24 protein-coding genes, 1 tRNA gene and 1 pseudogene are annotated in these 23,094 nt (G+C 60.3%); 10 read left to right on the top strand and 16 right to left on the bottom strand.

The window, feature by feature from the left end; all coding sequences use genetic code 11:
* From BMX67_RS19415 to BMX67_RS17835, 5 genes and pseudogenes are all read left to right on the top strand, one after another.
* Nucleotides 1–108: pseudogene (locus BMX67_RS19415) on the top strand (IS5/IS1182 family transposase); the annotation flags it as partial.
* Between the two features lie 50 nt (nucleotides 109–158).
* A complete protein-coding gene (locus tag BMX67_RS20080; RefSeq protein ID WP_245739513.1) occupies nucleotides 159–398 on the top strand; it encodes a hypothetical protein in 240 nt (79 codons plus the stop codon).
* A gap of 535 nt (nucleotides 399–933) precedes the next feature.
* The gene (locus tag BMX67_RS17845; protein ID WP_139206573.1) at nucleotides 934–1,584 is read left to right on the top strand and encodes a recombinase family protein; all 651 of its coding nucleotides are present in this window, start codon (nucleotides 934–936) and stop codon (nucleotides 1,582–1,584) included.
* Nucleotides 1,585–1,643: 59 nt separating this feature from the next.
* Nucleotides 1,644–2,129: a hypothetical protein gene (locus BMX67_RS17840; RefSeq protein ID WP_139206572.1), complete on the top strand. Its 486-nt coding sequence runs from the start codon at nucleotides 1,644–1,646 to the stop codon at nucleotides 2,127–2,129.
* Nucleotides 2,126–2,491, top strand: coding sequence for a hypothetical protein (locus tag BMX67_RS17835; protein WP_090737849.1), 366 nt, complete (start codon nucleotides 2,126–2,128; stop codon nucleotides 2,489–2,491). Before BMX67_RS17840 ends, BMX67_RS17835 begins: the two co-directional genes overlap by 4 nt.
* Nucleotides 2,492–3,153: 662 nt before the next feature.
* On the opposite strand, the gene BMX67_RS17830 is transcribed toward BMX67_RS17835, so the two are convergent.
* The 6 genes from BMX67_RS17830 to BMX67_RS17810 all read right to left on the bottom strand — a co-directional run bounded on the left by BMX67_RS17830 (nucleotide 3,154) and on the right by BMX67_RS17810 (nucleotide 9,789).
* On the bottom strand, nucleotides 3,154–5,601 hold the full coding sequence (locus tag BMX67_RS17830; protein ID WP_090737847.1) for an SIR2 family protein: 2,448 nt from the start codon (nucleotides 5,599–5,601) through the stop codon (nucleotides 3,154–3,156).
* 394 nt (nucleotides 5,602–5,995) lie between these two features.
* Nucleotides 5,996–6,862 carry a tyrosine-type recombinase/integrase gene (locus BMX67_RS17825; RefSeq protein ID WP_090737845.1) on the bottom strand — a complete coding sequence of 289 codons (867 nt, stop codon included), beginning with the start codon at nucleotides 6,860–6,862 and terminating at the stop codon, nucleotides 5,996–5,998.
* Entirely contained in the window at nucleotides 6,796–7,347 is a 552-nt protein-coding gene (locus tag BMX67_RS19410; RefSeq protein ID WP_139206571.1) for a DUF6538 domain-containing protein, read from the bottom strand. The genes BMX67_RS17825 and BMX67_RS19410 overlap by 67 nt, the downstream gene beginning before the upstream one ends.
* Nucleotides 7,348–7,428: 81 nt before the next feature.
* Nucleotides 7,429–7,518: transfer RNA gene (locus BMX67_RS17820), tRNA-Ser, on the bottom strand.
* A 450-nt stretch (nucleotides 7,519–7,968) separates the two neighbouring features.
* The gene (locus tag BMX67_RS17815) at nucleotides 7,969–8,715 is read right to left on the bottom strand and encodes a Bax inhibitor-1/YccA family protein (protein ID WP_090737843.1); all 747 of its coding nucleotides are present in this window, start codon (nucleotides 8,713–8,715) and stop codon (nucleotides 7,969–7,971) included.
* 105 nt (nucleotides 8,716–8,820) lie between these two features.
* The gene (locus BMX67_RS17810) at nucleotides 8,821–9,789 is read right to left on the bottom strand and encodes an NADPH:quinone oxidoreductase family protein (RefSeq protein WP_090737841.1); all 969 of its coding nucleotides are present in this window, start codon (nucleotides 9,787–9,789) and stop codon (nucleotides 8,821–8,823) included.
* A gap of 180 nt (nucleotides 9,790–9,969) precedes the next feature.
* Here BMX67_RS17810 and BMX67_RS17805 point away from each other — a divergent pair, with 180 nt between their 5' ends.
* The 5 genes from BMX67_RS17805 (at nucleotide 9,970) to BMX67_RS17785 (ending at nucleotide 17,311) form a co-directional block, all read left to right on the top strand.
* The gene (locus BMX67_RS17805; protein ID WP_090737839.1) at nucleotides 9,970–10,329 is read left to right on the top strand and encodes a helix-turn-helix domain-containing protein; all 360 of its coding nucleotides are present in this window, start codon (nucleotides 9,970–9,972) and stop codon (nucleotides 10,327–10,329) included.
* 104 nt (nucleotides 10,330–10,433) lie between these two features.
* A complete protein-coding gene (hisN, locus tag BMX67_RS17800; protein WP_090737837.1) occupies nucleotides 10,434–11,219 on the top strand; it encodes a histidinol-phosphatase in 786 nt (261 codons plus the stop codon).
* Between the two features lie 47 nt (nucleotides 11,220–11,266).
* On the top strand, nucleotides 11,267–12,676 hold the full coding sequence (gene mgtE, locus BMX67_RS17795) for a magnesium transporter (protein ID WP_090737835.1): 1,410 nt from the start codon (nucleotides 11,267–11,269) through the stop codon (nucleotides 12,674–12,676).
* Complete coding sequence (locus tag BMX67_RS17790; RefSeq protein ID WP_090737833.1) at nucleotides 12,673–13,221, top strand: 5-formyltetrahydrofolate cyclo-ligase; 549 nt, start codon at nucleotides 12,673–12,675, stop codon at nucleotides 13,219–13,221. The genes mgtE and BMX67_RS17790 overlap by 4 nt, the downstream gene beginning before the upstream one ends.
* A 472-nt stretch (nucleotides 13,222–13,693) precedes the next feature.
* The gene (locus BMX67_RS17785) at nucleotides 13,694–17,311 is read left to right on the top strand and encodes a vitamin B12-dependent ribonucleotide reductase (RefSeq protein WP_090737831.1); all 3,618 of its coding nucleotides are present in this window, start codon (nucleotides 13,694–13,696) and stop codon (nucleotides 17,309–17,311) included.
* Nucleotides 17,312–17,501: 190 nt separating this feature from the next.
* Here BMX67_RS17785 and rpmE read toward each other — a convergent pair whose 3' ends face one another.
* Genes rpmE through ffh form a run of 10 tightly spaced genes read right to left on the bottom strand, consistent with a single transcriptional unit; the run spans nucleotide 17,502 to nucleotide 22,939 of the window.
* Nucleotides 17,502–17,723 (bottom strand): 50S ribosomal protein L31, encoded by a 222-nt coding sequence (gene rpmE, locus BMX67_RS17780; protein WP_090737829.1) that lies wholly within the window; start codon nucleotides 17,721–17,723, stop codon nucleotides 17,502–17,504.
* Nucleotides 17,724–17,734: 11 nt separating this feature from the next.
* On the bottom strand, nucleotides 17,735–18,112 hold the full coding sequence (gene rplS, locus BMX67_RS17775; protein ID WP_090737827.1) for a 50S ribosomal protein L19: 378 nt from the start codon (nucleotides 18,110–18,112) through the stop codon (nucleotides 17,735–17,737).
* Between the two features lie 5 nt (nucleotides 18,113–18,117).
* Nucleotides 18,118–18,984, bottom strand: a complete 867-nt coding sequence (gene trmD / locus BMX67_RS17770) for a tRNA (guanosine(37)-N1)-methyltransferase TrmD (RefSeq protein WP_090737825.1) — start codon at nucleotides 18,982–18,984, stop codon at nucleotides 18,118–18,120.
* Nucleotides 18,981–19,475, bottom strand: a complete 495-nt coding sequence (gene rimM / locus BMX67_RS17765) for a ribosome maturation factor RimM (protein ID WP_090737823.1) — start codon at nucleotides 19,473–19,475, stop codon at nucleotides 18,981–18,983. Before rimM ends, trmD begins: the two co-directional genes overlap by 4 nt.
* 3 nt (nucleotides 19,476–19,478) lie before the next feature.
* Nucleotides 19,479–19,619, bottom strand: coding sequence for a hypothetical protein (locus tag BMX67_RS19695; RefSeq protein WP_175479968.1), 141 nt, complete (start codon nucleotides 19,617–19,619; stop codon nucleotides 19,479–19,481).
* A 46-nt stretch (nucleotides 19,620–19,665) separates the two neighbouring features.
* Nucleotides 19,666–20,031 (bottom strand): 30S ribosomal protein S16, encoded by a 366-nt coding sequence (gene rpsP / locus BMX67_RS17760; RefSeq protein ID WP_090737821.1) that lies wholly within the window; start codon nucleotides 20,029–20,031, stop codon nucleotides 19,666–19,668.
* Between the two features lie 43 nt (nucleotides 20,032–20,074).
* Nucleotides 20,075–20,371: a chorismate mutase gene (locus BMX67_RS17755; protein WP_090737819.1), complete on the bottom strand. Its 297-nt coding sequence runs from the start codon at nucleotides 20,369–20,371 to the stop codon at nucleotides 20,075–20,077.
* A complete protein-coding gene (locus BMX67_RS17750) occupies nucleotides 20,368–20,919 on the bottom strand; it encodes a GNAT family N-acetyltransferase (protein WP_090737817.1) in 552 nt (183 codons plus the stop codon). The genes BMX67_RS17755 and BMX67_RS17750 overlap by 4 nt, the downstream gene beginning before the upstream one ends.
* Nucleotides 20,916–21,443 carry a GNAT family N-acetyltransferase gene (locus BMX67_RS17745; protein WP_090737815.1) on the bottom strand — a complete coding sequence of 176 codons (528 nt, stop codon included), beginning with the start codon at nucleotides 21,441–21,443 and terminating at the stop codon, nucleotides 20,916–20,918. The genes BMX67_RS17750 and BMX67_RS17745 overlap by 4 nt, the downstream gene beginning before the upstream one ends.
* Entirely contained in the window at nucleotides 21,443–22,939 is a 1,497-nt protein-coding gene (gene ffh, locus BMX67_RS17740) for a signal recognition particle protein (RefSeq protein ID WP_090737814.1), read from the bottom strand. The genes BMX67_RS17745 and ffh overlap by 1 nt, the downstream gene beginning before the upstream one ends.
* Between the last annotated feature and the right edge of the window lie 155 nt (nucleotides 22,940–23,094).

Genomic DNA, 23,094 nt, shown 5'->3' with positions numbered 1-23,094 from the left:
ATCATGTTCGGCAGGCTCAAGGACTGGAGGAGGGTTGCGACCCGCTATGATCGCTGTCCGCAAACCTTCTTCTCAGCAATAGCTGCGACCGTAATCTTCTGGCTTTGAGAGAGAACGAGCGCTGACCCTAGGCCGAAGTCCGTTCGATTGGGCTTGCCTTGGCGATTGCGCTGCCCCTTCACGGTGACGCGCACGATCCAGCGCCGGGCACCGGATGGGTCGACGACATGGTAGAGGCCATTGCCGTCGCCGTGCCGCCCTGGGCCGAGGGTGCGCACGAGATTCTTGGTCAGTTTGCCGAAGGTGAAGGCCATCGGACGTACCACCTTTCATACCACGGAACGAATAGAACCGAGCGCAATCGAAGTGAAAAGAACGCAATCAGCGAACGCGAATAAGCGAATAAGCCCATAGACTTATACGCTAGCAAGCCCCCCTAGGCCATTCAATGAAAATGGTGGGTGGCGGAGACGAAGTGACTCAGGTCAGTTTCGATGCCCCATAAATGCAATATAATTCAGTTACTTGCAACAGGTGCTCCGCACCTTGCGTGTCTCTGGCGCGTGTTTTGTGTAACCTCTCGGGCGGTGCGTTTCGTCGCTGTATCGGTGCTTTCGCTGCCGCTTGTCCTTTTTGAAGAACGCCAGAGCCTCGATAACGAACAATAACAATAAGCGACCATAACCCCGGTTTTTTGAAGTCGGTCTTCCGAAGCCCATACCCCCCTTTGGGACCCCTATGGATTTCATAAGGGGGTCGGGCCGGGTTTGCCCGTTGGGTGCGCGCTCTTGCCCCTGTCCGGTGATCTGCCATTAGGTCCTGCCCCTGTGGCACTGACCTGCCGTGTCATTTTGAGCGGACAATGGAGTGGGTTTTGGCTTTTGGCAGCCCGTCGCTCCGTACCTTTTACACCCTATTGGCAGGAGAATGACCATGACGGCAATCGTCGGATATGCCCGGACCAGCACGCTTGAACAGGTGGCAGGCTTTGAGGCCCAGCTGCGGGAACTGGCTGCGTCCGGATGCGGCAAGATGTTTCGGGAACAGGTCAGCTCCGTTGCCTCGCGCCCCCAGCTTGCCGCCTGTCTGGACTATCTGAGGGAGGGCGACACGCTGGTTGTCACCAAGCTTGACCGTCTGGCCCGCAACGTCGCCCATCTGGGGCAGCTTGTGGCAACCCTCAGTGGCAAGGGCGTCAGCCTGCGCATCCTCGATCTGGGCTTGGACACCAGCACCCCGACCGGTGAGTTGATCCTGAACATGATGGCGTCGGTTGCCCAATTCGAGCGGCAGATGATGCTGGAACGGCAGCGGGAAGGCATCGCCAAGGCAAAGGCTGACGGGAAGTATAAGGGCCGTGCTCCGACCGCCATGAGGCAGGCCCTGAGAGCCCGAGAACTGGCCGCTGAGGGGCTTCGTCGGTCAGAGATAGCCGTAAACCCTAGGGATATCGGAAAGGTCCGTCTACAGGGCTCTGAGAGGCTGAGAGAATCAACCAGAGAGGTGGGTGTTGCGGGTCTAGAGCCGCCGTTTTGCTTCCAACGAGATTCTGTAACCACTAGCGGCCCACATAGAGAAGGATGAATGCTTCCTTCTTCTTCCGCCATCAGGCGGTAAGACCACCTTTAAATCAGAACATGATGATGAAAGAACCCACCCGACTGCGCGCGGGGGAACGGCTTTGTCCTGCCTGCCGGTCTGGCTTTATGCCAAGCCGCAAGGATCAGAAATTCTGTTCCCCCGGATGCCGCAAGACCGCGTTTTCCCGGAAGGATCGCGAAAAGAATCCGCACAATTCCCAATGCAGCCCGACCAAGTGGCGTGAAAACCTTGATCTGTTCGACCGCAACATTCGCCTAGTTGATGTGATCGGAAAAGAAAAAGACCCGGAAAAACGGGGTGCAATAATCGAGCGAATAATAACGCTGGCAGAGAATGGCCACGGGCAAATCCGCTCACTGCTGACAATCAAGATATTTCTCTACCCAGACAGAACGAACAAGCTGCTGTTCTGTCCCGGATACGAACACATGGGTACGATAGCCCAGATTGCCAACAGATATAGTTGGACGATGTGGGGGTGCTCAATCACCGAAGTCCTGACAATCAAGAAAGTGAACGCTCAATGAATGATGAAGATAGTTTCATCAACGGACATTTGAACGAAATGCATAAGAGCAAGGAGGATCAGGCAAGAGCAAAAAGAAGGAAACTCAAATGCTACATCGAGTTCGGAGGCAAGCTTTCCAGACTGGCCGATGAGATTCCTTCAACGAAACTGAGGGGACCTGTGATCGCCAAGCTTTTCCCGGACAGCAAATGCTTGGACCCGGCGTTGAGAAGCAACTGCAAATGGTTGTACGAAGCATTGAATAAGCCGGGTCACGAAGCGGCCGACATTCTGACGGTGCTTAACGTCGAGTCCATCTTTGATCTGGGCTCAGAGAACCCGACCGTCATCCGCCGCCGTTTTCTTGCTGCCAAAGCCTGATAGCCGCTGACGCAACATCCTCGCCCATCCCTTCGTTTCTGCTTTGGTACAATCCAATGGAGAGCAAGGGGATGGGCATCCCAAAGCGTCTGCCCCATACTATATTACCCTTCGGAACGAACCTATCGAGTGATCTAAGAAGAACACCAAAGGTTCATAACTCAAAGAGTTCGCTCAGTTGCAGTAGCTGCTGCAAGTCACAGAGACACAGAATCCCCTTTCCGCCGTCGATCCATGACAGCATCATCGTTCCCGAGAATGACAAGAACATCGGGCGTATGTGTCTGTCCGGGGCGTTCAACAGAGTGGTCGGGCGAACCCCGGTGAGTGAGATGAAGAGCTAGAAGGGGCCGTGGCTGGCTACCGTGATGGCTATGATATTTGATGGATATCAGCAGCTAATGGGTGGATGCCCTTAGCAGGATTTAGGGGGAGCTTGTGGCATTACTGTGAACGCTAATGAGGGCGGAAAGCGCTCGTTCGCTGCGCCCCGAATGAACGGCAGCGAAGCGCAGAAACGTGGACCTTGGACAGCGCCCTCCAATCGCACGACTGCCTGTAGGAACGGAAAGTCTCTCGCATGTTTCCAACCGGAGAAAAACCGACCCACCCTAAATCAAGGGCCCGCCCTAACTTTCCCAGTCGACGAGTTGAACTCAACACTACGATCCGAAAATTACCTCCTCAGCATATTCAATAGCTCGCGGCATTCGGCTTCCACACTTTTTGACATACGTATTCCGATGAAGCTCTTCTGGAGCATCCTTGAGGAAATCTACTACTTCCCGGCAAGAGGCAACAAAGTCATTAAGGTCGTCGTTTGTCATATTGCGTTCATATCGCTCGACAAAATCCAAGTATGCACAAGCCACCCTAAAGGGATAGTGTCCTTGCTTCTTTGAAGCCATTTGTGCAGAAAGAATTTCGTGAGCTTTACCGAAGTTCTCGCGCGCCAGCTCCCAATCCCCGGAGTTTAGAGCTGATTCAATTAGAAACCGAGCGTAGTGATTGTCGATCTGGTAAGTATCGTAGTCAGTCATCCGCTCAGACTTGGCATAAGCGGTGTCAAATAGATCGCTGGCTAAGGGGTAGTCCTCGAAAGACATGCGAGCAATGGCATACTGGAGCCAGAACTGCGGATTGTTCAAACCCAGTCCATTTTGTCGAAGCGCCTCATAGTACTCTACTAATTTCTCCCTCTTTCCTCTTTCCGAAAATAGTCGCTCAATGAAGGCGTACCTCATCGGAAAGTTCTTAAGCTTTGAAAAATTCCTGTTGCTCTGCGCTGCATGGTCGAGTTGCATCGCCAACTCGGAAAGTTCATCAATAATTTCGCGATCAGCTACAAATTCTCTAAGGAGGTACTGGGCGAATATTGACGACGTGACTTTTCGACGACCATTTTCAAGTGCCAAGAGTTCATATGTCCACCTTGCCCGCCCTAAAGCAACTGTCCTTGCAAACTTAAGACCCAGTATCTCTTGAACTTCAGAAAATGAGGGATCATGGTTGGAGGAGGTAATTGCGAGATACTTCACTAGTTGAGCGGAAGAATCAGCGCCCTCCCGCTTGGCATCCAGGAAGACCGATCTAATCTCTTCCTTGATCGCCTCTTGGTCAAAGAGAAAGAGCAAAAGATCACGCTGCCTAGCACGGCAACTGATTTTAATAAATTTCTGCCGGTCGAATTCAGATTTTCCGGCATTTTCTCCCCACAAAGCGTTGCTGTCCAGAAGCCTATCCCATGCCCGGATTTCCTCAGCGCTTAGCGTCTCAAGTGAAACAACTATTACACTGCTGTCACCGTCGAACGGTTTAGTCCTGCTCAGCTCCAGGGCAGCAATGGTACTGGTCGTTATGAGTGTGGCCTTAGGTACACCTGCCCTAACTAGATTTATTAAACCCTCATGGTTATAATAGTCCGGGAAGACTATGAGAACGTCACCATTGTCACTTGCGTGACTGAGGTACTCTATGTCGTCGGACAAGTCCTCTGAGAGACCGTCAAACCGAAAGCATCGAAATTGCTCTTGGCTATATCGCAGCACAACCTCCTCAAGGAATACTTTTTTCCCACTACCGATGTCTCCAGAGACGATTACTGTAGACCCCAGCGGGAGATTGTTTGGGGAAACTACTTCGACCGCAGGGCGTTCGACGCGATAGTCTTGTTCTCCTTGTGAGATATCCCAAGAGAGGCAGTCTAGGTCTACTGTCCCCTTTGTCAGGAAGGGCCGCATCACCTCGATGCTGGGTCGCTTGGGTTGGGTTTCGTAGACCTCTTCCTCTCGGAAGTTCGCGAGAAAGCCGTGCTTGAGGCTATCGTCGGTCGACCTCACCCTCCGCCCAATCAACGTGGCAAACTCTTCGACGCCAATCCTGTGAAGCTCACCAAACCTTTCGAACTTTACTTTCTGAGATCTCCTGAGCTTATCATGCTGGATGAAGAATATCTTCTTTCTTGATGCAGCACTTTCAAATAGCACCTTTGAAATATCGAAATCGTACAGGGAATAACCTACGAAGAATATATTTCGAGCCGAATGGAAGTCTGACCTCAACCTTGCAGCCCAAGGACTGTCGCGAAGTTCATTCGTAAAATACTGTACGTCTGTAAGCATTATTTCGTCATCGAAACTCCCCTCATGAGAATTTTCGATGAAGCCGTTGAGGTGAACGCAGCACGAGCCGGCTGTCATTGCCTTTGGGTCATGGGTTCTTGTTAAGCTGATCAGGCCAGGCTTCTTTTGGGATTTCTCCACTACGTTGTCGTAGTTAGTTGTGTATATCCTCCGCCAAGGCGCATTAGCTATTTCAGTTTGGGCGGGAGTAGGCTCTACACAGGTAAACATTCCCTTCAAATGAGCGAGAAGGTCCGCGCGACTGTGATCCTCCAAATAAAGCCCGCTAATTTCCTCAAGACCCGTCTCCTCATCCTCCCCAATTTTCTCAGCGAGTATCGAAGCAAGCTTGTTGGCGGACGGCATCTTTTCGTTGTCAGCATTGGTGGCCCCCATGCTAAAACCGGCGCCGAGTACGAGGATGGATCTGCCGTCATCAATCGTGCTTAAGGCTTGGTTAAGGCGGTCGGTCGGTTGGTTTGTGGACATGGTGGTTCCTGAGCTGTTTGGAGCATGAGAGTTTCCATAGCTGCCTGATGTCAACGAAATTCACGAGGTTGATTTGTTGGTCGCGTGGTTCGCTTCTGAGACTGAGCCGCTCCGGGTTCGCCAGAGCGGCTCAGTCTTCGTCGTCCTTAGCTAGGTGAGGACATCGACTAAGGCGGCGTGCATCTGCGGTGCGCTGTGGGCTAGGGGTGTTTGTCACGTCACGCCCTTGACAAAGCCGACCACCTTTCTCTGGATGTCGCGGTTCGGTGCAATTGGCATGACCGGTAACTCTAGACTGGAAACCAGCCATCCATTGAGACTCCCACGAACGGCAGCTATGGGCCGATCCCGGGCCACTCCACACCACGCAGTGTCCGTGATCCCAGGATCAAGGCTACAGCTTGTCCATATACTCCTTCAGCTTCGCCAGTTCATACCCGTCGCCATAGCCATCCCCGACACTCTGCCTCGCCCAGCCTCCGATGGCGTCGGCAACTTCTTTAGGTGCCTCGACATGTCTCAGACGGTCCCGCATGGTGTGGCGAAAGCTGTGGATGGTCTGGCCTTCTCGGACCAGTTTATTATCCTTTAGCCACTTGTTGAGGGCTGCCGAGGCCGATGCCGCGTTGACCGGGCTGTCAGGTTGGCGCGGGGCGAAGTCAGGGAACAGCAGGTCGCCAGCAGTTTGCATCCCTTGCTGTGCTGCCCAGAGGGCCTCACCGATAAGGGGAACTTTGCGTTTGGAGGCTGGAGTTTTCAGCCGTCGCTGGGGATGGCCGGTAATGACGATATGGGGGACCGGGTCGTCTAGAACCACATCCGATTTTCGCAGCCCGACCACCTCGGCAAGCCTTGCACCCGTGTCCGACAGCATAGCAATTGCCCAGCGCCTCTGATCGTTCTTGCCCCGGCACGCCTCTTGGATCGCCCGCAATTCAGCTGTGCTGAACGAGGCGCGGGGCTTCCTCTGACCCTCGGATTTATTCGGGATGGTGACACCGATAAAAGGATTCGTGATCGGCAGCTCAAACTCCCTGATCGCGGTGGTGATCACCGGGCTGACCTGCTTCAGATAGCGTTCGACCGTGGCAGGGCCATTGCCGTCCGGCCCCTTGCCCCGGCTGATGACGGCCTTGACGAAACGGTTGGCGTGATCGCGCCTCAGATTGTCCAGCGTTATATCCCCGGTTACGCTCATAAGGATGTTCCAAGCCCGTTCAAACTGTTGGATCTGCTTGGGTTCCTTGGACAGCTTGCCCAACTCGATATGCTTATCGCGGGCATCGCTGAGCGTCCGTGGACCTGTCCCGTCATCAGGATATCGTAGGTCATCTGCTGCTGTGGGGTGGGTAGGGGGCGTTCTTCGTGCGGATCATAGCGGCCCAGCAGATCGTCCACGAAATCGGTAACAGGATCGAGATCGGGGTAGGCCTTACCATCGCCCGGACGAAGCCCTGCAGCCTCAAGCCGCGCCAGCGAAATCTTGGGGTCGATGTTGCCGTTCCTATGGGCCATCCACAGTGCATCCAGCCGCCGCGTGTGGCTGACGGCAAGCTTAGTGGCTTCAGTTTTGCTTGAGGTTTTCAGCGAAAAGTAAATCTGGTCAGGCTTCTTGCCGGTGGCAGGGTCCCGGTGCAACTCGCGACAGTACACTGGAATCCGCCGCCGGTAGTACCACCTGTTTTTCTTCGGCTCGATGTGCTGACACATGACCCGGATCGCTCCGATTTCGTAGACTAAAACCACGCTGTGTAACCTCGTGTGTAGCCTGAGGCAGCAGCGACTTCAGCCTAACTATCTGAAATTAAACAATAGATCAGAGTGGTATGGCGGAGACGAAGGGATTCGAACCCTCGAGACGGTTTCCCGCCTACTCCCTTAGCAGGGGAGCGCCTTCGACCACTCGGCCACGTCTCCGTCGACGCGTATAGCCAATGGAATGTGCGGGTTACAAGGCGAAACTGTCGGTTCGAGCGAAAAAAGCCACCCTAAATGAGAGCGCGGTTCGAGATGTCTGTTTCTTTGGCGCTGTGGCAGAGGATTAACCTGCCTTCAGGGCGTCGTTGCGTCACCGGGTTGGGGCTACAGCTTGGGCTTGGGAGTGAGAGCCTGACACCATCCGGAGGGACGACTGGTCACGCCGCGATGGCCTAATGGTACGCCCGGATCGTTGTCGCGATTTCAGTCCGACACTGTCAAATGCCAGAGAAGGGACGTCGCCAAGGAAACCTGCCTTTGCCAAGCTTCGCCGCGGGTCGCGCCGCGGGGGCGTGACGCGACCCTTGCAACTGCGAAACCATCTTTCGGCCAACAGAAAAGCCCCCCTAGCATCGCCAGAGGGGCCCGAAGTCGTCATGTTCGCAAGTTTTACTCGCGGTTGCCCATGAATTGCAGCAGGAACATGAACAGGTTGATGAAGTCCAGATACAGCTGCAGTGCGCCCATGATCGCGGCCTTGCCGATGAAATCGGCATCCGAGTTGCGCATCTGCAGGTAGGTGTTCTTGATGTTCTGCGTGTCATAGGCGGTCAGGCCAGCGAAAATCAGCACACCCAGCAGCGAGATGGCGAATTGCATCGCCGAGGACTGCAGGAAGATGTTGACGATCGAAGCCACGATCAGGCCGATCACGCCCATGATCAGGAAGCTGCCCCAGCCCGAGATGTCTTTCTTGGTCGTATAGCCCCACAGCGACAGGCCCGCGAAGGCGATGGCCGTCACAAGGAATGTCTGCACGATCGAGAACGGGGTGTATACGAGGAAGATCGAGCTGATCGACAGGCCCATCAAGGCCGCGAAGCCGTAGAACAGCATCGTCGCGCCCTGGACCGACAGGCGGTTCAGCGCCGCGCCGAAGGCAAAAACGACCAGCAGCGGGGCGAACATGATCACCCATTTCAGCGGTGAGGCATAGATCGCCATGCCAAGCGAGGTCAGCTGACCGCCGGCATCGACCGCCGCAGTGCTGATCCCAAAGGCTGCGACGGCGGTAACACCCATGCCGACCGCCATCAGACCATACACTTTGTTCATGTAGGCCCGCAGGCCTTCATCGTACACCGCCTGCCGGGTGCCGACGCCCTGCGCGGTACGGTAGTTGTTGTAATCTGCCATCGAAGTCTCCCTTTAGGATGGGTCGGCCACGCTGACCCTTATCGCCTATAATATTAGTCAGGTCGGGGCGCGTTTCAACGATTCACACCGGACAAAAGCGCGCACTCACAAGGTGATTATCACTTTCCCGACCGCTTTTCGGTCGCGCAGCAGCTGATAACCCTCGGTCAGGCGTTCAAGCGGCAGGCTGGCCCCGGCGACGGGCTTCAGGCGGCCCGCGTCGAACATCTGGAACAGGCCCTGCAGGCTGCGGCGCAGGGCAGCGGGATCGAGGCTGCGGTAGCCGCCCCAGTAGAAGCCGTGGATGGCGATATTCTTGACCAATGCGTGGTTCAGCGGCAGGCGCGGGGGCTTGCCGCCGGCAAATCCGATCACCAGAAAGCGGCCCCCGCGGCGCAGCGCACCAAAGGCCTGTTCGCCGGGTTCCGATCCGACCGGATCATAGATCACGTCGACGCCGCCCAATTCGCGCAGCGCCGCACGCAGATCGGTGCAGCTGGTGCTGTCGATCACGGTTTCTGCACCCGCGGCGCGGACGGTTTCCGCGCGATCGGCCCCGCGGGCAATGCCGATGACCCGCGCACCCATCGCCGCGCCGATTTCCACCGCAGTCAGGCCAACGCCGCCCGCAGCCCCCAGAACGGCCAATGTCTGACCGGGTCGCAGGTCGCCCGGCCCGGCCAGTGCAAGGTGACTGGTGCCGTAGGCGACCTGAAAGCCCGCGGCCTGTTCAAAGCTCATGCTGTCCGGGATCGGGATCAGCGCGGTCTCCGAGGTCACGATCAGATCCGCCATCGTGCCGGGATGCGAGATCGCGACACGCATACCCGGCGTCAGGGCGCTGTCGGCAGGGGCCTCTACCACCTCGCCCGCGGCTTCCAGGCCGGGGATGAAGGGCGGATCGGCGGGTTCCTGATACTGTCCCTTTGCCTTCAGAAGATCGGCAAAGTTCAGGGCGGCCGCCCTGACGCGGACCAGAACCTGATCATCCTGACGTTGTGGCGCGGTTTCATGCCGTAGAACGGGATCCTGTTCCAGCTTTTCAACCCTGGCGATTCGGATCATTTCGGTCATCCCGTTCTCCTGAAAATTTGAATGTAACTTCATCGCTTTGTCAGAACCTAACCGAAAGGTCAGGTAGCCAGCCTCCGGCACCTGTCTTTTTGGTCAGGAACGCCCCCGTTAACCATGATGACACTGTATAATTGAGCGGCCATGGGTTAACTCCGTTTAGGATTGTAACGAGGTGCAGTGATGAAACATGGTGTAGATGTACATGTCGGCAAACGGATTCGCCATCGCCGTTGGATGATCGGCATGACGCAGCAGCAGCTGGCTGACAAGGTCGGGATCAAATTCCAGCAGATCCAGAAATACGAAACCGGGATGAACCGCGTCTCGGCGTCGCGTCTGTGGGATATCGCCCGCGCCGTCGATGTGCCGGTCAGCTTCTTCTTCGAGGGTCTGCACGAAGGCGCAATGGCCGAAGCTGTCGAAGGTGACATTCTTGCCGACAAAGAGGCGCTGCAACTGGTTCGCGCCTACTATGCCATGCCCGAGGCACAGCGCCGCCAGATCTTTGAACTGGCGCGGGTTCTGTCCGACGCCGCCTGATTTTCCGGGCACGGACAAGGTATCACGGCTGTCAGGGCGCCTGCTCTGGCAGCCGTTTGCATTAAAAGCTACACCTTGGCCGAACGGATGCAAACGGGGGCGGGATGCAGGACGCACAGCAGATCATCGACACGGCGCATGAGATGGCCGATGCCGCGCGCGCGGCGATCCTGCCGCATTTCCGCGCCGATCACCTGGCCACGGACAACAAGCGCCCCGCCGATTTCGACCCGGTGACCGAGGCCGATCGCGCCGCCGAACGCGCCATGCGCGACGTGCTGGCCCGGCGCCGCCCGCAGGATGCTATCCTTGGTGAGGAATATGGCGCGACTGAGGGGCGCAGCGGCCTGACATGGATCCTTGATCCCATCGACGGAACCCGGGCGTTCATCTGCGGCGCGGCCAGTTGGGGTGTCCTGATCGGCCTCAGCGACGGGACGGGCATCCGCTATGGCCTGATAGACCAACCCTATACCAAAGAGCGGTTCGAGGGCGGTCTGGGCCGCGCGCGCCTGTCGATGGCCGAAGGTGGACGTCCGCTGGCCGTGCGTAAGGGTATCGCCCTGTCGCAGGCAAGCCTGATGAGCACCTTTCCCGAAATCGGCACGCCCGACGAAGCCGCCGCGTTTCGCCGGGTCGCAGAGCGCGTGCGCCTGACGCGCTATGGGCTGGATTGCTATGCCTATGCCCTGCTGGCGTTGGGTCAGATCGATCTGGTGATCGAGGCGGGCTTGCAAAGCTATGACATTGCGGGCCCGCTGGCCGTGGTCGAGGCTGCGGGCGGTGTGGTCACCGACTGGCAGGGTGGCCCGGCCATGCATGGCGGGCAGGTGATTGCCGCCGCGACCGCTGATCTGCATCGTCAGGCGCTTGATCTGTTGAACGGCTGATCGACCCCGCATATTGAGGGGCAAGCACGACAGCAAGGAGCGCCGCCATGGACGACAAAATCCCCGAAAACGCGGATCAGGTCGTCGATCAGGCGTCCGAGCGCGACGAAGATGATTTCCAGCCCCGGCGCGAATTGCTGGCCCGGATCCACTTTGCCATCGAGGCCGAGGATGGTGCGACGCTGAACGCGTTGCTGGACCCGATGCACGCGGCCGATATTGCCGATATCATCGAAAACATGGACAGCGCGGATCGGCGCGTCTTTCTGCGGCTCTATGCCGGCGAGATCGACGGCGAGATCCTGTCGGAAATCGACGAAGGCATCCGCGAAGAGGTGCTGGAACAGCTGCCGCGCGAGGTTCTGGCCGAAGCCGTCCGCGAAATGGACAGCGATGATGTCGTCGACCTGATCGAGGATCTGGACGAAAGCGACCGGGCCGAGATTCTGGCCGCGCTGGACGATTCCGACCGTGCCGCGGTTCAGCAGTCGCTGGCCTATCCCGAATATTCGGCAGGCCGCCTGATGCAGTCCGAGGTGGTCACGGCCCCCGAACACTGGACCGTGGGCGAAACGATCGACTTCCTGCGGAACGAGGAATGGCTGCCCGAACAGTTCTATCACATCATTCTGGTCGATCCGCGCCGCCATCCCATCGGCTATGTGACGCTTGGGCGCCTGTTGGCGTCGCGGCGGGATGCGCCGCTGCGTGACCTGTCCGAAGACAGTTTCCGCACCATCAGCGCCTATGCCGAGGAAGGCGATGTGGCCTATGCCTTCAATCAGTATCACCTGATCTCGGCGCCCGTCGTGGATGGTGACGATCGTCTGGTCGGCGTGATCACAATCGACGACGCGATGTCGGTTCTGGACGAGGAACACGAAGAAGACATCCTGCGATTGGCTGGTGTGGGCGAGGATTCGGCCATCACCGACACCGTGGTCGAAACCCTGCGTCAGCGCCTGCCCTGGCTGATGGTCAATCTGGCCACCGCCATTGCCGCGTCGCTGGTCATCGCCGTGTTCGAGACCACGATCCAGCAGGTTGTCGCGTTGGCGGTGCTGATGCCGATCGTTGCGTCGATGGGCGGGAATGCGGGCACGCAGACCCTGACCGTCGCGGTTCGCGCGCTGGCCACCAAAAGCCTGACCGGCAGCAATGTCTGGCGCGTGGTTCGACGAGAGGCGATCGTGGGCCTGTTGAACGGGCTGGCCTTTGCCCTCGTGATGGGGGTGGTCGCCTATATCTGGTTCGACGGTGTGTCGCTGGCCGCGGTCATCGGGATCGCGATGGTCGTCAATCTGGGCATCGCGGCGCTGGCGGGCATTCTGATCCCTCTGGGGCTGGAAAAGGTCGGCGCGGACCCTGCGTTGGCCTCGGGGACATTCGTGACGACCGTGACCGATGTGGTCGGCTTTTTCGCCTTTCTGGGCCTTGCCTCGGCGGTGCTGCTGTGAGCGCGATCGAGAAAGCCACCCTGCGTCAGCAGGCGCTGGCGCGGCGGCTGGAACAGGGCGGCGACGCGGCGGCCGTCACCCGCAACCTGATCGCTGCGCTGGCACCGCATCAGGAACAGCTGCTGGCCGGCTATTGGCCGATGCGGGGCGAGGCCGATCCCCGCCCGGCCATGGCCCGTCATCAAGGTGGTGTCGCATTGCCGGTGGTGCCGGGCAGGGCGATGCCGCTGATCTTCCGGGCATGGGATGGTCATCGCCTGGAGCCGGGGCCTTTCGGCACCTCGCACCCCCCGGCAGACGCGGCCGAAGTGATCCCGCAGGTGGTGATCGTACCGCTGGCCGCCTTCGATGCGGCGGGGAATCGGATCGGCTATGGCGGGGGATTCTACGATCGCAGCCTGCAGATTCTACGGGCGCGGGGGTCGGTGACGGCCATCGGTCTGGCCTTTGCCAGCCAGGAACTGCCGGTGATTCCCGCCGAAAGCTTTGATCAGCCGCTGGATCTGATCGTGACCGACCGCGAGACCCGGTTTTTCCAACGATAACAGCGCCGAAAACCCGCGATTGTTGCGTTTTTGCATCGGCTGTGCGCAAGCCGGGGATGGTTTCGGGATAACCCTGTGGAAAACCTATGGAGGGTGTGTCCCAGGCGTCTGATATCAATTGATAATTTGCTGATTTCGGGCGCCTGGACATCCTTGCGCGGCGCAACTTGTGCACGAATCTGCGCGCCGCCCGTGGGTTGCGCTGTCAACGGCGATCAGCGTCATCGGCGTGCAATAAATCTGTTGAAAGCCTGTCAGACTCGGGTCAGTTTGTAGGGGCGCGACGGGTCCGCACAAGATGTAGTAGTCAAAGCATCGGTGACCACGACGCGACCCAAAACTGGTTCATGGAATTCGGCGATCTTCGATCCAGCCAATCCCGGTTCTTCGCCGGGAGGGTCGGGCTGTCGCGCGGCGTTCAGGAACCTGTCGGGGGATGAGGGACAGTGGACGCAGCACCGGAGACGCAGGCATGAAGATCGAACGTCGCTTTACGACCAAGGATGGCGGAGCCTACGGCGATATCGCCTTTGCCACCACCAGCAGCGAAATCCGCAATCCCGATGGTCAGACCGTGTTCTGCAACGATCAGGTCGAGATCCCCGCGGGCTGGAGCCAGGTCGCAAGCGACGTGATCGCGCAGAAATATTTCCGCAAGGCGGGTGTGCCGGCCATCCTGAAGCGGGTCAAGGAAAAGGGCGTTCCCGAATTCCTGTGGCGCAGCACCGCCGACGAGGCCGCGCTGGACAAGCTGCCCGAGGATCAGCGGTTCGGGGGCGAAACCAGCGCCCGTCAGGTCTTTGACCGACTGGCCGGGGCATGGACCTACTGGGGTTGGAAAGGCGGGTATTTCTCCAAAGAAGAAGATGCCCGCGCCTATCACGACGAGATGCGCTTCATGCTGGCGCGCCAGATGGCGGCGCCCAACAGCCCGCAATGGTTCAATACCGGTCTGCACTGGGCCTATGGCATCGACGGTCCGTCGCAGGGCCATTTTCATGTCGATCATCAGACCGGCAAGCTGGTCAGATCTGCCAGCGCCTATGAGCATCCGCAGCCGCATGCCTGCTTTATCCAGTCGGTTTCGGACGATCTGGTGACCGAGGGCGGGATCATGGATCTGTGGGTGCGCGAGGCGCGCCTGTTCAAATACGGCAGCGGGACCGGCACCAATTTTTCCAGCCTGCGCGGTGAGGGCGAAAGTCTGTCCGGGGGCGGCGCCTCCAGCGGCCTGATGGGCTTTCTGAAGATCGGTGATCGTGCCGCCGGGGCGATCAAGTCGGGCGGCACCACGCGGCGTGCGGCCAAGATGGTGATCTGCGACATGGATCACCCCGATATCGAGCAGTTCATCAACTGGAAGGTCATCGAGGAACAGAAGGTCGCGTCGCTGGTGGCGGGATCGCGGATCCATGAAGAGAAGCTGAACGATATCTTCGCAGCGATCCGAAGCTGGGACGGTTCAGACCAGCATGCGACCGATCCCGCGGCCAACCCTGCGCTGAAAGCCGCAATCCGGTCGGCAAAGCGGGCGATGATCCCAGAAACCTATGTGAACCGGGTGCTGCAATATGCGCGGCAGGGGTTCGACAGCATCGAGTTCAAGACCTATGACACCGACTGGGACAGCGAGGCCTATGTCAGCGTGTCGGGGCAGAATTCCAACAACTCGGTGCGGGTGACGGATGCGTTCCTGCGTGCCGTGCGCGAGGATCTGCCGTGGGAATTGCTGCGCCGTACCGATGGCAAGGTCGCCAAGACCGTCAGCGCGCGTGAATTGTGGGATCAGATCGGACATGCCGCATGGGCCTGTGCCGATCCGGGGATCCAGTTCCATGATACGATCAATGCCTGGCATACCTGCCCGGCGGATGGGCCGATCCGGGGTAGCAACCCGTGCAGCGAATACATGTTCCTGGACGACACCGCCTGCAATCTGGCGTCGATGAACCTGCTGGGCTTCTGGACCGGCGAGCGGTTCGATGCGGATGCCTATGTCCATGCCGCGCGGCTGTGGACGCTGACGCTGGAGATCAGCGTGCTGATGGCGCAGTTTCCGTCGAAGGAGATTGCGCAGCGGTCCCATGATTTCCGCACGCTGGGGCTTGGCTATGCCAATATCGGCGGGCTTCTGATGAATATGGGGCTGGGATATGACAGCGATCAGGGGCGTGCGATCTGCGGGGCGCTGACCGCGATCATGACCGGCACCGCCTATGCCACCTCGGCCGAGATGGCGTCGGAACTGGGCGCCTTTCCGGGCTATGGGAAGAATGCCGATCACATGCTGCGGGTCATTCGCAACCATCGTGCGGCGGCGCATGGCACCGACAATTACCACGGGATCAATGTGCGGCCCGTCGGGCTGGATGCGGATAACTGCCCCGACCCGCGACTGGTGGCCATTGCCCGGCAGGCCTGGGACGAGGCGCTGACGCTGGGCGAGGATCACGGGTTTCGCAATGCGCAGGCCACGGTGATCGCCCCGACGGGCACGATCGGGTTGGTCATGGATTGCGACACGACCGGGATCGAACCGGATTTCGCATTGGTCAAGTTCAAGAAGTTGGCCGGTGGCGGCTATTTCAAGATCATCAACCAGTCGGTGCCGGCGGCGCTTCGGGTGCTGGGTTATGACGAGGCCCAGATCGCCGAGATCGTCGGCCACGCCGTGGGTCATGCCTCGCTGGCCGATGCGCCGTCGATCAATCATGACGCGCTGACCGGGCACGGCTTCGGGGCCGAGGAAATCGACAAGGTCGAAGCCGCGCTGGCGACCGCCTTCGATATCCGTTTTGTCTTTAACCAGTGGACCCTGGGCGAGGAATTCTGCCGCGGCACGCTGGGCATTCCGGCCGACAGGCTGGCCGATCCGACCTTTGATCTGTTGCGCCATCTGGGCTTCAGCAAGGCCCAGATCGACGCCGCCAACGACCATGTCTGCGGGACCATGACACTGGAAGGTGCGCCGCATCTGAAGGCGGAACATCTTGCGGTCTTCGATTGCGCCAATGCCTGCGGCAAGACCGGCACGCGCTATCTGTCGGTGGACAGCCATATCCGCATGATGGCGGCTGCCCAAGGCTTTGTCTCGGGCGCGATTTCCAAGACGATCAACATGCCCAACAGCGCCACGATCGAAGATGCGCTGGCCGCCTATGAGCTGTCATGGTCGCTGGGGATCAAGGCCAACGCGCTGTATCGTGACGGATCCAAGCTGTCGCAGCCGCTGGCCGCCGCGCTGATCGAGGATGACGACGAGGCCGAAGAGGTGCTGGCAACCGGCAGCCTGCAGGAAAAGGCCGCTGTCGTCGCCGAAAAGATCGTCGAGAAGATCATCGTCAAAGAGGCCGTGCGCAGCCACCGCGAAAAGCTGCCGCAGCGTCGCAAGGGCTATACCCAGAAGGCGATCGTGGGTGGCCACAAGGTCTATCTGCGCACCGGGGAATATGACAACGGTTCCCTGGGCGAGATCTTCATCGACATGCACAAGGAAGGCGCGGGCTTCCGTGCGATGATGAACAATTTCGCCATCGCGGTGTCGGTCGGTCTGCAATATGGCGTGCCGCTTGAGGAATTCGTCGATGCCTTCACCTTCACCCGCTTTGAACCGGCAGGCATGGTGCAGGGCAATGACAGCATCAAGAACGCGACCTCGATCCTGGATTACGTGTTCCGCGAACTGGCCGTCAGCTATCTGGACCGCACCGATCTGGCGCATGTAAAGCCCGAGGGCGCGCGGTTCGACGATATGGGCGGGGGCGAGGCCGAGGGGCAGAATGTCGCGCCCGTGACCGAACAGGCCGAGCTGAAATCGCTGACCATGCTGAAACAGATCAGCAGCGCGGGCTATCTGCGCAAGCGTCTGCCGCAGGAACTGATGGTGCTTCAGGGCGGCGCCAGCGGTGCGGCGATGACGACGGGCTATCAGGTTGCGTCGGCTACGACCGGGCGGATGGATGCCCGTGCCAAGGCCAGAATGCAGGGCTATGAGGGCGACCCCTGCGGCGAATGCGGCAACTATACGCTGGTTCGCAATGGTACCTGCATGAAGTGCAATACCTGCGGCGGCACCAGCGGTTGCAGCTGATCGTTGCGGATCGGGCGCAATGGAAAGAAGGGGGTGCGGGAAACCGCGCCCTTTTTTCATGTGCCGATTGCGGGGCGGTGCATGGTGCCCCGAAACACGCCCTGATCCAGGTGGCCGCGACACAGGCCCGGCCCGGAAACGCAAAACGCCGCCCGAAAGGGGCGGCGTTTCGTGAACCATGCGGTCGGGATCAGAAACCCAGACCTGCGTATTTGTTCTTGAAGCGCGACACGCGGCCACCGGTGTCCATCAGGCGCGACGAACCGCCGGTCCATGCCGGGTGGCTGGTCGGGTCGATGTCCAGGGTCATCGTCTCGCCCTCGGCACCCCAGCTGGAGCGCGTCTGGTAGACGGTGCCGTCGGTCATCTTGACTTCGATCATGTGATAATCGGGGTGGATGTCTTTTTTCATCGGGTGACCTCTCAGGCGTCAGCTTTGGGCTTGTAGTTGGTCTTTTCGGCGATACGGGCCGACTTGCCGCGACGGTCGCGCAGGTAGTACAGCTTGGCGCGACGGACTTTACCGCGGCGGACCACTTCGATCGAATCGATGTTGGTCGAGTACAGCGGGAACACACGTTCCACGCCTTCGCCGAAGCTGATCTTGCGGACGGTGAAGCTTGCACCGATGCCGCTGCCGCCCTTGCGCGAAATGCAGACGCCTTCATAGGCCTGAACACGCGTACGGGTGCCTTCGGTCACTTTGTAGCCGACGCGAACGGTGTCGCCGGCCTTGAAATCGGGGATGGTCTTGCCAAGCTCGGCGATCTGCTCGGCTTCGAGTTCTGCGATCAGGTTCATCGCTGTCAATCCTTGTCATGCTCGCGGTAGTTCCGCGATTGGTCTGATGCGCCCGAGAGCTGTCGGTCCTTTGCCGGGTCCACCTGCGTTTCCGCATGTGCCCGCCACAGATCGGGGCGGCGTTCCTTTGTCAGCCTTTCGGCCTCACTTGCCCGCCAAGCATGAATGGCCGCGTGATTCCCCGAAAGCAGAACATCCGGGATCTCGCGACCTTCCCACAAGGCGGGTTTCGTGTACTGGGGGGCCTCAAGCAGGCCCCGATTGCCGATGGAAAAGGATTCCTCGGCCAAGGACTCCTGATTCCCCAGCACGCGCGGTATAAGGCGAACCGTCGCGTCGATCAAGACCTGTGCGGCGATCTCTCCTCCGGTCAGGACATAGTCGCCGATGCTGATTTCCTGAACGTCATGCGCGTCCAGAACCCGCTGATCGACGCCCTCGAACCGGCCGCAGATCAGCGTGACACCGGGCCCTTCGGCAAGGGCGCGGGCGCGGGCCTGGGTCAGTTGCGGGCCGCGCGGCGACATATAGACGACGGGGCCGCGATTGCCGCGACGGGCCTCGCGCAGCGCCGCATCCATGACATCGGCGCGAATCACCATGCCGGCACCGCCGCCCGCGGGCGTGTCATCGACATTGCGATGCTTGCCGACGCCGAATTCCCGCAGGGGCACGGTGTTCAGGTTCCACAGCCCGCGTTGCAGGGCCTTGCCGGTCAGCGACAGGCCAAGGATGCCGGGAAATGCCTCGGGGAACAGGGTCACGACGCTGGCGGTCCAGACGCCCTGCACCTGCGGTTCGGCCATCAATTCGCGTGGCCGCAGGCTGGGCTTGGCCGACAGGCGGCCATGCGATTTTGGGGCCTCGCTCATTCGTCGCTGTCCGGTGGGTCCGCGATGATGCGGCCTGCGGTCAGATCGACGGTCGGCACGGCGGCCTTGGTGAAGGGCAGCAACAGTTGTTCCTTGCCGACCACTTCCAGAATGTCGCCCGCGCCGTGATCGAAGATCGCGCGCACCCGGCCAAGCGGGGCGCCGCCGGTGTCGAACACGTCAAGCCCGATCAGATCGGCATGGTAGAATTCATCGTCGGGAAGCGAGGGCAGGGCCTCGCGCGGGGCCCACAGGGTCACGCCCTTCAGCGCCTCTGCCTGTTCGCGGGTGGCGACGCCGGACAGGCGCGCGCCCAGCCCCCCGGTCACCGGGCGGGTCAGCTTGACGGTAAAGCTGCGCTTGCCATCCTCGGAGGTCAGCGCCCCGTAAGAGGCGATGTCGCGCGGTTCGCTGCAAAAGCTTTTCAGCCGCACTTCGCCCTGGACCCCGAAGGCCCCGGCAATGGCACCGACGCAGATCTTCTCGGACATGATTTACCTGACCCCGCAGATCCCGGCGCGCATCCACTGACCGCCGGAGGCTTCACATAATTCGCGCTGATGCGCGCGTTCCGACATCATGCCGGCCAGAAAGGCCGCCGACATCAGCACGCAGAACCTGACCAGACGCAGCATCCGTCACAGACATGACGGGCCCGGAAATCCGGGCCCGTCATGCCGATCATTCGGCGGCGTCGTCAGCGGCCGGTGCGGCGGCCTTGGCGGCCTTTTCCTCGGCGCGCTTCTTGGCCTTGTCGCCCGGAACGGCTTTTTTCAGGTTCTGGCGGGTGGCCTTTTCACGGACGCCAGCGGCTTCCAGGAAACGTGCGACGCGGTCGGTCGGCTGTGCACCCTGCGCGATCCAGTGCTGAACGCGCTCGACGTCCATCTTCACGCGCTCTTCGCTGTCCTTGGCCAGCAGCGGGTTGTAGGTGCCCAGCTTTTCCAGGAAGCGGCCGTCGCGCGGCATGCGGGTGTCGGCAGCGACGATGGCATAGTGGGGACGCTTTTTCGAACCACCACGGGCGAGACGGATTTTAACGGCCATTTGGTTTCTCCTTTAAGAATGGCAGGTCGGGCGGTTGGCCGCCCTAGGATTGGTATTGTTCGTGGTGCCGGATCACTTCGGCGATCACGAAGTTCAGGAATTTGCGCGCGAATTCCGGGTCCAGATCGGCCTCGCGCGCGAGGCGTTCCAGCCGCTCGATCTGTTGCGCCTCGCGGGCGGGATCGGACGGAGGAAGGTCGTGTTCGGCCTTGAGGCGGCCGACGGATTGGGTGTGCTTGAACCGTTCGGCAAGCGTGTAGACAAGGATCGCGTCCAGCCGGTCGATACTGGCGCGGTGGCCTTTCAGCAATTCGGCCGCACGGGTTACGGGGTCGGTCATGCGGGCTCTCCTTGGCGGTGGGCTGGCGAGGGGTGGCGATAGACAAGGCAGGCGATCTCGTCCGAGGCCGGCGCAATCGCGCCCGTGTCCAATGTCGCGCCCAACCGTTCCGCCAACGCGATCGAACGGGCGTTTCGCGGATCGATATAGCTGACGGCGGTATCCCATCCCAGCTTGTCGAAGGCATAGGCGCGGGCAGCCAGCGCGGCCTCGTGGGCATAGCCCTTGCCTTCGGCGTCGGCCGACCAGACGGTCCAGCCGATCTCGCGTTCGGGCCATCCCTCGGGATACCATGGGCCGGTCATTCCCAGCGGGGTGTCGTCATCCTGCCGGGTGAACACGAAGGATCCCCAGCCGCGCATCACCCAATGGCCGATGACATGACCGAAGGCACGCCATGATTTGCCGTCGTCGAATTCGGCGGGGCGGATGAAGCGCGCGCGTTCGGTGGCGGCAAAATCACGCCAGAACGGCCAATCGCCCGCGACGGGCGCACGCAGGCGCAGGCGCTGGGTCGTCAGGATCGGGGTGGGGGACAGCAGGATCATGCGGCCACCTGCGCGGTCGGGATGCCATAGACATCGCGGTCGAACCCGTCGGGGAACTGATCGCGGCGCAGCAGGACGCCGCCCAGACCTTCGGTCAGACGACGGGCAGCCAGATTTTCGTCGCGGAAATGCGTCTCGACCGTGGGGCAGCCAAGCGACCGACCGGCCCAGTCCAGCACCGCGCGCGAAGCCTCTTGCGCGATCCCCCTGCCGCGGGCTTCGGGCAGCAGCCACCAAGTCAGCTCATGTCCGGGCCAGCCATCCACATCCAGAATGCCGCAGCCGCCGATGGTCTGGTCGTCCAGCGTCACCACGAAACGGCCAAAGCCGCGCAGCGCGAAATGCCCGATATCCGCGGCCAGGCGGTCCCATGCCTGATGCGGCGCCAGGGGGCCGCCATAGAAATGCGACGCCTCGGCATCCGCGAAAAAGCGGGCATAGGCCGCGTGATCCCGGGATTCGGGCATCCGCAGCACCAGCCGCCTGGTCGTCAGGACCGGAATATCGGACAGGAACGCCGACATTATTTCTTGCCGAACATGCCCGAAAGTCCGCCGGGCAGCCCGGCCTTGGACAGATCGCCGCCCAGACCCTTGGGATCCTGCAGCATCTTGGTCGCCTCGGCCATTTTCGCCGGGTCCATGCTTTCCATGTCGGGCAGGCCGCCGCCCTTGCCGGTCATCGCGCGCATGGCCTGTTTCAGCATGCCGCCCTTGCCCATCTTGCCCAGCTTTTTCATCGTGTCGGCCATCTGCTTTTGCATCTTCAGCAGGCGGTTCAGTTCCTGAACCTCCATCCCGGCACCGGCGGCGATACGTTTCTTGCGGCTGGCTTGCAGGATCGCGGGATTGGCGCGTTCCTTCTTGGTCATGGAATTGATCAGCGCGATCTGGCGGCGGATCGCACCGTCATCCATGCCTGCGGCTTCGGCCTGCTTGGCCATTTTCTGCATGCCGGGCATCATGCCCATGATGGATTGCATCCCGCCCATCTTCTGCATCTGTTCCAGCTGGCCCTTCAGGTCGTTCATGTTGAACAGGCCTTTCTGGAAGCGCTTCATCATGCGTTCGGCCTGTTCGACCTCCAGCACTTCCTGCGCCTTTTCGACCAGTGCGACGATATCGCCCATGCCAAGGATGCGGCCGGCGATTCGCTGAGCGTCGAAGCCTTCCAGCGCGTCCATCTTTTCGCCCAGACCGACAAAGCGGATCGGCTTGCCGGTGACGGCGCGCATCGACAGGGCGGCACCGCCGCGTCCGTCGCCATCCATCCGGGTCAGCACCACGCCCGAAACGCCGACCTTGGCGTCGAATTCGGTGGCGACATTCACCGCGTCCTGACCGGTCAGGCCATCGACCACCAGCAGCGTTTCACGCGGGGTGGCGATGTCACGGACGGCCTGCACCTCGTCCATCAGCACCTGATCGATATGCAGGCGGCCGGCGGTGTCCAGCATATAGACGTCATAGCCGCCAAGGCTGGCCTGCTGCTTGGCGCGCTTGGCGATCTGCACGGCGCTTTCGCCCGGCACGATCGGCAGCGTATCGACGCCGATCTGCTGGCCCAGGATCGCAAGCTGTTCCATTGCGGCGGGGCGGTTGGTGTCCAGGCTGGCCATCAGGACGCGCTTTTTCTCGCGGTCCTTCAGGCGCTTGGCCAGTTTCGCGGTGGTCGTCGTCTTGCCCGAACCCTGCAGGCCGACCATCAGGATCGGCGCGGGCGGGTTGTCGATGCGCAGCGCCTCGGGGGCGTCTTCGCCCTGCAGCACCTTGATCAGTTCGTCATGGACGATCTTGACCACCTGCTGCCCCGGCGTGACCGATTTCGTGACCGCCGAACCGGTCGCCTTGGCCGTGACCGATTTGACAAAGCCGCGCGCGACCGGCAGCGAGACGTCGGCCTCCAGCAAGGCAACGCGCACCTCGCGCATGGCGGCGGTAACGTCATCCTCGGATAGGGCACCCTGTTTGGTCAGCCGGTCGAAGACGCCGCCCAAACGGTCGGATAGGTTCTCGAACATGGGCCAGGCCTCCTGCGGTCCAATGCGGTTTTGCCCCCGTGGGCGCAACGCGCTGACGGGGGGCGATCCCCGCACCAAACGGGGACCGGAAGGGTCATCCTTCCGGGAATTCCCGGCGCTGATACGCAAAAACGGCCCCCGAGTCAACGAGGGCC

The sequence above is a fragment of the Paracoccus homiensis genome (genome assembly GCF_900111675.1).
In the GTDB taxonomy this organism is placed as follows: Bacteria; Pseudomonadota; Alphaproteobacteria; order Rhodobacterales; family Rhodobacteraceae; genus Paracoccus; species Paracoccus homiensis.
This window is presented reverse-complemented; position numbering and strand designations above follow the sequence as displayed.